The following is a 6948-nucleotide window of genomic DNA, read 5'->3' as shown; positions in this document are numbered from 1 at the left end:
CAGCCGACGGCGGGGCCACCACCACGGAGCTGGCGCGGCGGGCGGGCGTGTCGCTGGCGGCGGCCAGCCGGCACGCGAAGGTGCTGCGGGAGGCGGGCCTGATCAGGAGCGTGCGCCGGGGCCCCGCCGTGCTCAACCTGCTGACCCCGCTGGGCAGCGGCCTGCTCGGTCCTGTGCCACCGGCCTCGAAGTAGCGGTCCTGTTCGACGTGCTGACTCTCCCCGCCGAAGGCCCCGCTTCCGACGAGACGAACGTCGCTGCGGGATGGGCGGTGGGACGACGCTGAAGCGACCGTCGAGGTGTTGTCCCTGCCAGGCCTGCCCGCGTCACCTGGATCTACGGGTGTGGTTCCGTGAGCTTCGCGTGCGTCGCGGCGCTGGTGAAGAGGTGCCCATGCAGGAGTTCATCGATGGGGCCACGCGACGTCGTCGAGTGCGAGGAACGGCGAGAGCGCGACCGTGGTCGGCGTCATCCCGGCGAAGGCCACGACGTCTCTGTGAAGGTGGGACTGGTCGGCGTAGCCGCTTTCCGCCGCCACCGAGGCGGCGCTGTGACCGGCGGCGAGACGGTGGGCCGCGTGGTCGAAGCGGATGAGCTGGGCGACCCGCTTGGGGGTGAGGCCGACCTGCGAGCGGAACCGGGACCAGAGGCGCTTACGGCTCCATCCGGTCTCGGTGACCAGCCGTTCGACCCGGATCCGCCCTCGGGCGGCCACCATCTGTCCCCAGGAGAAGGCGACTTCCGGGTCGACGGCTCGGCCCGCGTCCTCCCGCCGGGCGAGCGCGGTCTCCGCGATCGCGAATCGCTCCTCCCACGACCCGGCGGCACGCAATCGCTCCTGGATTCGTACGGCCTCTCGTCCCCAGAGGTCATCGAGGGCGACCACCGTCCCGCCCAGCTCCGAGGAGGCACCCAGGACCGCGTGCGCGACCATCGGCGACAGCCGCAACTGGAGGCACTCGGAGCTTCTGGCCATCCCCCGCCCTCGAGCCCCATTGGGTGCCAGTCCGGCGACGACGCGTTCCCGCTGCCGCGCACCGCGGCCGTCCTCGACGACGAACGGCTGGTCGCCGAGGTCGAAGATCACCGTGACCGCGGGGTGCGGGACCAGCGCGACGTCGCGGAACTCGTTCGCCCGGTCGCTGAACCCCGCCATCACGACCCCCGGCAGCCCGCCCGGACGCGACGGGACCGTGATCTGCCATCGAGGCGCACCGGCGCGGACCGGCTCGGCTGGTCGCACGCCGACATGGTAGTTCGCGGTGTCCACAACGTGACAATCCCCGTCAGCGGCGAGCCGCACGGCCGGTCATCGGATGACAAGTCCCGGTCAGAGCCGGCCGGTCCACACGTCGCGCTCGGCACCGTCGGGGTCGTCGACGACGGTGATTCCTTCGTCGATCAGCGCGGTGGACCGACCGGCCAGGTCGTATCGGGGCCAGCCCGGGTCGCCGTCGGCGACGAAGCGGACCCAGGCGCCGTGGGCCGTATCGGCGACGACCTGTGGTGGCTCGTCGCCGATGAGGGCCTGGCTCGACTCCTCGTCGAGGAGGTCGAACACGTACGGGAGCTCCACCGCGTGGGCGGCGCCGAGGCGGCCGGCGAAGCTCGGCGACTCGTGGTCGAAGCGGTACATCCAGGTGTCGGCCTCGCCGGCCTCGAGGCGTGCCTCGGCGACCCGGATCGCCGGAACCCGGACGAAGCAGTCGGTGGTCACGGCGGCGAGCAGGTCTCCGCTGCTCGCATCCGGCCGCGCGGCCCGGTAGCGCTCGACCGTCCCGCCGGGAGCGCCGAGGGCGCCCACGACCGCGGCGAGGGTGGGCTCGTCGACGATGTCGATCATGCCGGTGGGGACGAGGCCGATCCGGGTGTCGTCCCGGTTCCACCCGGCCAGGAGCCGTACGCCGCTTCCGGCGCCCTTTCTCAACGCGTCGAGCGGGTGATCCGGGAGGGTGTCGCCGTCGACGACCGGGGCGAAGGGGAGGCTCGCCCACCTGGACGGATCCGAGGCGGCCTGGACCTCCTTGAGGAGGGCGGACGCCGCCCGCCCGAGCCGTTCGACCGGCACCTCGCCGAAGGCCTCGCGGGTCGGGGCGACCCCGAGCGACCCGGCCAGCCTTGAGGCGACACCCGCGGCGGCCTCGGTCGTGAGCGTCTGGGCGACCGCCCCGCTCTGGGTGACCGCCTGGCCAAACAGTCCTCGGGCGCGGGGCATGGCCATGAGAGTGACGACGCTCATGGCCCCGGCGGACTGGCCGGCGACGGTCACCCTCCCCGGATCGCCGCCGAACGCGGCGATGTTGCGCTGGACCCACTCGAGCGCGGCGATCTGGTCCAGCAGCCCCACGTTGGCGATGCCGTCATCGAGGTGGAGAAACCCTTCGGCGCCGAGCCGGTAGTTGATCGTGACGCACACGACCCCGTCGCGGGCGAAGGACGTGCCGCGGTAGCCGGCGACGGATCCGGACCCCTGCGTGAACATGCCGCCGTGGATCCAGACCAGCACCGGCAAGCCGGATCCTCCCGGATCGGGGGTCCACACGTTGAGGTTCAGGCATTCCTCGCCAGGGATCACGACCTCCGGGAACAGTGCCGCGCTCTCCAGGCCGTCGTCTCCTTTCGGGCAGGTCGGCCCGTAATCGGCGGCGCGGCGCTCACCGTCCCACCGCGCGGGTGGCTCCGGAGGCCGCATGCGGCGCGTCCCGAAGGGCGGGGCGGCGTACGGGATCCCGAGGAACGCCGCCACTCCCCGGTCCATCCGGCCCCGCAGCCGGCCACTCGCCACCTGAACCCCTGGCGCGCCGTCCACGGTGTTCGTCATCATCTCTCCTGTCGCTCGGAGCTCCGCGGCCGTCGCACGTGGAGCCGTGCCGGACGCGAGATCGAGCATCACAAGCGCGGGGCCAGGGTGTCTTGGACGAATGTTCCGTCGCCGGAGACGGCGCGGGCCCGCGAACGGGCCCGCGCATGGGCGTGGTCAGCGGGCGGAGGCCGTGTAGGTGTGGCCCGGCTGGGTGTCGAAGGCGAAGGTCGTCTCGCCGGTGTTCGCGGCGCGGCCCAAGGTGAGCGGCACGGGCCGGTGCGTGGCGGCGTCCACCACGACCGGGCGGCCCGAGCGCCACGGGCTCGCCAGGGTCGCCCGTCCGCCCTTCTCGCTGGTCAGCGTGATGGATGGGACCTCGCGCCCGGCCCGCCGCTCGGCGGAGAGCAGGAACGCGCCCTTGGCGCGCAGCCGTACGAACCTGCCGTCACGGCCGGCGGGCCAGTCCGGGAAGACCCGGATCACGTCCTCGAACGTCTGCAGGAACATCGAGTTCACGGTTTCGAGCGAGCCCGAGGTCTCCAGGCCGCCGCCCGACTGCGCCACGGTCAGGTTCGGCCGCCACAACAGCTTGATCACGGCCGTGAACCTGCCGATGAGGTCCTCGGGATCCCATCCCGCGCGGGCCGCGATGGTGAACGTCTTCGGGAACCCGTTGATGGAGGAACCGCGCGATCCCGGCAGGAACGGATCCACCCACTCCAGGGTGTTCCGGACCTTCCGCAACTGTTCCGGGTCGCCGCCGATGGCCAGGTTGTCGCTCGGGTGGACGACGCCCTCCAGGTTGATGGGCTGGTCGTTCTTGTTGAGCAGCGCGTTGCCCTTGACCGGGTTCTCGATCTTGGTGGCGAGCAGGATGACGTCCAGGCCGTCCATGGCCGCCGTCGGGTACGGCGCCAGGTCGTTCAGGTAGCCCTGCCAGACCGGCCGCAGCTCCGCGTCCACCCCGAGCACCCGGCTGTACTCGATCAGCGCGGTCAGCGTCCGCCGGATGTAGCCGAGGTCGTAGGTCGAGTCGACGTCGTCGCCGCCCTCGTTCACGGCGCTGTTCAGGACGTGGTACTTGCCGTCGTCGCCCTTGACCACGTAATCCATCCAGAACTCACCCAGTTCCTTCAGGAACGGATAGGCCGTGGTGCGCAGGAACTCCTCGTCCCGGGTGTACTCCCAGTTCCACAGGAACGGGATGGCGGCGAACGTGCCGTTGGTCTTCTGGTCGGCGAGCTTCTTCGGCGACTTGGGGCCGGTCACCGGGACCTCGGCGGGGGCGGGACGGGTCTGGTTGTACGGGTAGATGGTCCGGCTGAAGGTCAGCCCCTTGTACCCGGCGGCATGCGTGGTGTTGCGTTGGTAGGGAAGCTCGGCCACCACCGTCTTGTAGTAGGGGGCCGCCAGCTCGGGCCGGTTGGCGGAGTAGACGCCGTAGAACGGGGCCTGGGTGTTGTAGTTCAGCCAGTAGCGGTTGGAGCCGCCGGTCTGGTCGATGGTGCGCCACGGCGAATAGGTGCCGGGCAGGAACGAGCCCGCGCGGCTGGCGGCACCCATCGCGTACAGGGCGCCGTAGTAGTACTTGTTGAGGGTCGGGTCGCCGGTGTCGACGTACGACTTCAGCCAGAACCGCTTCCACCACTCGCGGTGCGCGGACCGGGCCCGGTCGAGGTCACGGCCGTCGAGGCCGTGCACCCGGTCCACCGCCTCGGTGACGAAGTCGTTCAGCGGCGTGGGGTTGGCGTAGCCGCCGTTGCCGCGCAGCGTGGTGACCAGCCGCACGGGCCGGCCGGGGGCCAGCTCGAAGGCGAGGCGGGCGAGGTTGCCCGACGGCGTGCTCGCGGTGACCGGGGTGCGCGAGCCGATGACCCTGGCCGACGCGGCCGCCTTGGACACCCAGCCGCTCTCGCCGTCCGCGCCGGTCGTGCGGGTGATCCACACCTGACCGTCCCCGGCGACGCCCGTCGTGCCGGCGGGCACGGTCAGGTCGGCCTGGAGCGGCAGCGGCTGTGCGCCGTCGGGGATGGACAGCTCGGTGACCAGCAGGTTCTCGCCGTCGGCGGTCCAGGTGCGGGTGCTCAGCACCCGGCCGTCAACCGTCTGGGAGCCGCGGACCTCCCCGTTGAGGATGTCCTGCCGCTGGCGGTAGGCCGGGTCGTCGCCGAGCGCGCCGGTGAGGACGTTCCTCTGGCCCTCGAACAGCTGCAGGTCGCGGACGAAGGCCTTCTGGTTCGGGTCGGCGGGGTCGCGCACCGCGCCCGTGACCAGCAGGCGCACGTGGCGGGCGGTGAAGGCGGGCACGGTCCGGTCGGTCAGCTCGGCCGTGTTGCCCGTGACCGTGTCCACGTCGGTCCAGGTGACGCCGTCGTCGCTTTTCTGCAGGGCGAAGCTCCGGGTGTCGAGCGCCTGGAAGTTGGCGGCCCTGCCCTGGTAGCCGTTGTGCCTGACCACCCAGCGGTCCACCGTCTTCACCTCGCCCAGGTCGACGGTGACCCATTGCGGGTCGGACGCGCTCGCGCCGGTCCGCGACACCCAGCGGGTCTCGGGGTCTCCGTCGATCACGCAGGCGGCGGTGCACTCGAGGGTGTCCTTGGCGGCGGGGGTGGCCGCGGCGTGCGCGGGGCCGATGGAGATCGTGCCGAACGGCAGCTGCCCGTTACCGCTGTGCCAGAAGTCGGACTTGGACAGGTAGTACGTCTGCCGCTGGTCGCGGGCGTCGGACGTGACGTGCAGGTCGCCGTTGCCCAGGAGCAGACCCGCGGTGTAGCGGGCGGTCTGCACGGCGTTGAGGGCCGGGGGAGCGGTGTAGGCGTCGTCGATGGCCGACAGGAGCTTGCGGATGTCCCGCCACTCCGACGCGCCGGCCTGGGCGGGCGCCGGGGTGAGGCCGACCACTGAGGTGGTCAGCACGGCGAGGGCGAGCAGGGCGCGGTGCCTCATTGGGCGTGCTCTCCGTTCAAGAGGGTTTGTACGGTCGCGGTACGGCGGGCCCGTTCGGCGGCGAAGACCACGCGGTGACTGTCGACGCTCTCCTGGATCCCGGACAGGATCAGCTCGGGCCGCCCCTCGTGCAGGGCGGTGACGAACGACTCGATCAGGGCGGCGTCGCCGCCGGCGTGGCCTTCCGCCGCGCTGGAGCCGTCCAGCGAGGTGTCGATGATCGTCGTCTCTTCCGACAAAAAGTCATAAATGCGGATAAAGCGGCCGTCGCCGGTCAGCTGGCCCGCGGTGCCGAACAGCTTGGTGTGCCGGTTCTCCAGCGGCGTGAACGCGGTCATCGTGAACGACGCGGTGACCCCGCCCTCGTACTCGATGGTCACCACCTGGTGGTCCACCACGTCGTTGTCGCTGGCGTACACGCAGCGCCCGTAGGGGCCCTCGGCCAGCGCCGCGGTGACCGCCTCCTCGGTGAGCGGGCCGCCGGTCATGACCCGGGTGAAGTACTGCTTGGTGCCGCCGTCGCGCAGCCCGTCGCGGTAGAGCCGCACGGCCGAGTACGGGCACTCCGGCTCGATCGGGCACTCCAGGCACCGGTCGGCGGCGCCCGGAGGCCGCTGTTCGGCGCGGAAGTGGCGCAGCCCGCCGAAGGAGGACACGCGCTCGGCCCTGCGCCCCACCACGTGGCCCAGCCAGTCGATGTCGTGACACGACTTGGCCAGCAGCGCGAACGTGGCCTCGTCCGCGCGCCGCCAGTTGCCGCGGACGAACGAGTGCGCGAAGTGGTACCACCCGACCGGCTCCAGGTGCTCCACGCTGACGACGTCGCCGATCCGGGGGAGCACCTCGCGGAGCCTGCGCGTGTAGGGGGTGTAGCGCATGACGTGGCAGATCGCGATCATGGCGCCGGTACGGGCCGCCGCCTCGCCGATGGCCACCGTGTCCGCCTCGGTGGGGGCGATGGGCTTCTCCAGCAGGATGTCGTAGCCCTGCTCGGCGAAGACCTCGACCGGCGCCAGGTGATCGGCGTCCAGCGTGGCCACGATCACCGCGTCGGCGATCCTGCCGAGGCCGGCCAGCTCCTTCCAGTCGCGGAAGACCCGCTCGGGCGGGAGCGCGTGGCGTACCGCGAACTCCTGCCGGGCGGCCGCGCGCGGCTCCGCCACCGCCACGACCCGCGCCCGGTCCGGCCGGCGCGCGGC

Annotated in this window: 5 protein-coding genes; 1 reads left to right on the top strand and 4 read right to left on the bottom strand. The window is 71.8% G+C overall.

The genetic code is table 11. The annotated features are described in order from the left end of the window. Nucleotides 1-194: ArsR/SmtB family transcription factor (locus ACWDX9_RS57265; protein ID WP_449971537.1), on the top strand; the 194-nt coding region annotated here is incomplete at its 5' end. Between the two features lie 209 nt (nt 195-403). Here ACWDX9_RS57265 and ACWDX9_RS57260 read toward each other — a convergent pair. From ACWDX9_RS57260 to ACWDX9_RS57245, 4 genes are all read right to left on the bottom strand, one after another. Then, nucleotides 404-1243 (bottom strand): helix-turn-helix domain-containing protein, encoded by an 840-nt coding sequence (locus ACWDX9_RS57260; protein WP_449971534.1) that lies wholly within the window; start codon nt 1241-1243, stop codon nt 404-406. 87 nt (nt 1244-1330) lie between these two features. Beyond that, nucleotides 1331-2824 carry a carboxylesterase/lipase family protein gene (locus ACWDX9_RS57255; protein WP_449971532.1) on the bottom strand — a complete coding sequence of 498 codons (1494 nt, stop codon included), beginning with the start codon at nt 2822-2824 and terminating at the stop codon, nt 1331-1333. 153 nt (nt 2825-2977) lie between these two features. After that, nucleotides 2978-5749 (bottom strand): glycosyl hydrolase family 95 catalytic domain-containing protein, encoded by a 2772-nt coding sequence (locus ACWDX9_RS57250; protein ID WP_449971529.1) that lies wholly within the window; start codon nt 5747-5749, stop codon nt 2978-2980. Further along, nucleotides 5746-6948: Gfo/Idh/MocA family protein (locus ACWDX9_RS57245; RefSeq protein ID WP_449971527.1), on the bottom strand; the 1203-nt coding region annotated here is incomplete at its 5' end. The genes ACWDX9_RS57245 and ACWDX9_RS57250, both read right to left, overlap by 4 nt.

The sequence above is a fragment of the Nonomuraea sp. NPDC003201 genome (assembly GCF_053590415.1).
Note: the sequence above shows the minus strand (reverse complement) of the source record. Positions and strands in the feature narration are given on the sequence as shown.

Excerpts from the sequence above, each read along its gene's own strand:
- ACWDX9_RS57255 (WP_449971532.1), bottom strand. The coding sequence starts at position 2,824 with ATGATGACGAACACCGTGGACGGCGCGCCAGGGGTTCAGGTGGCGAGT.
- ACWDX9_RS57250 (WP_449971529.1), bottom strand. The coding sequence starts at position 5,749 with ATGAGGCACCGCGCCCTGCTCGCCCTCGCCGTGCTGACCACCTCAGTG.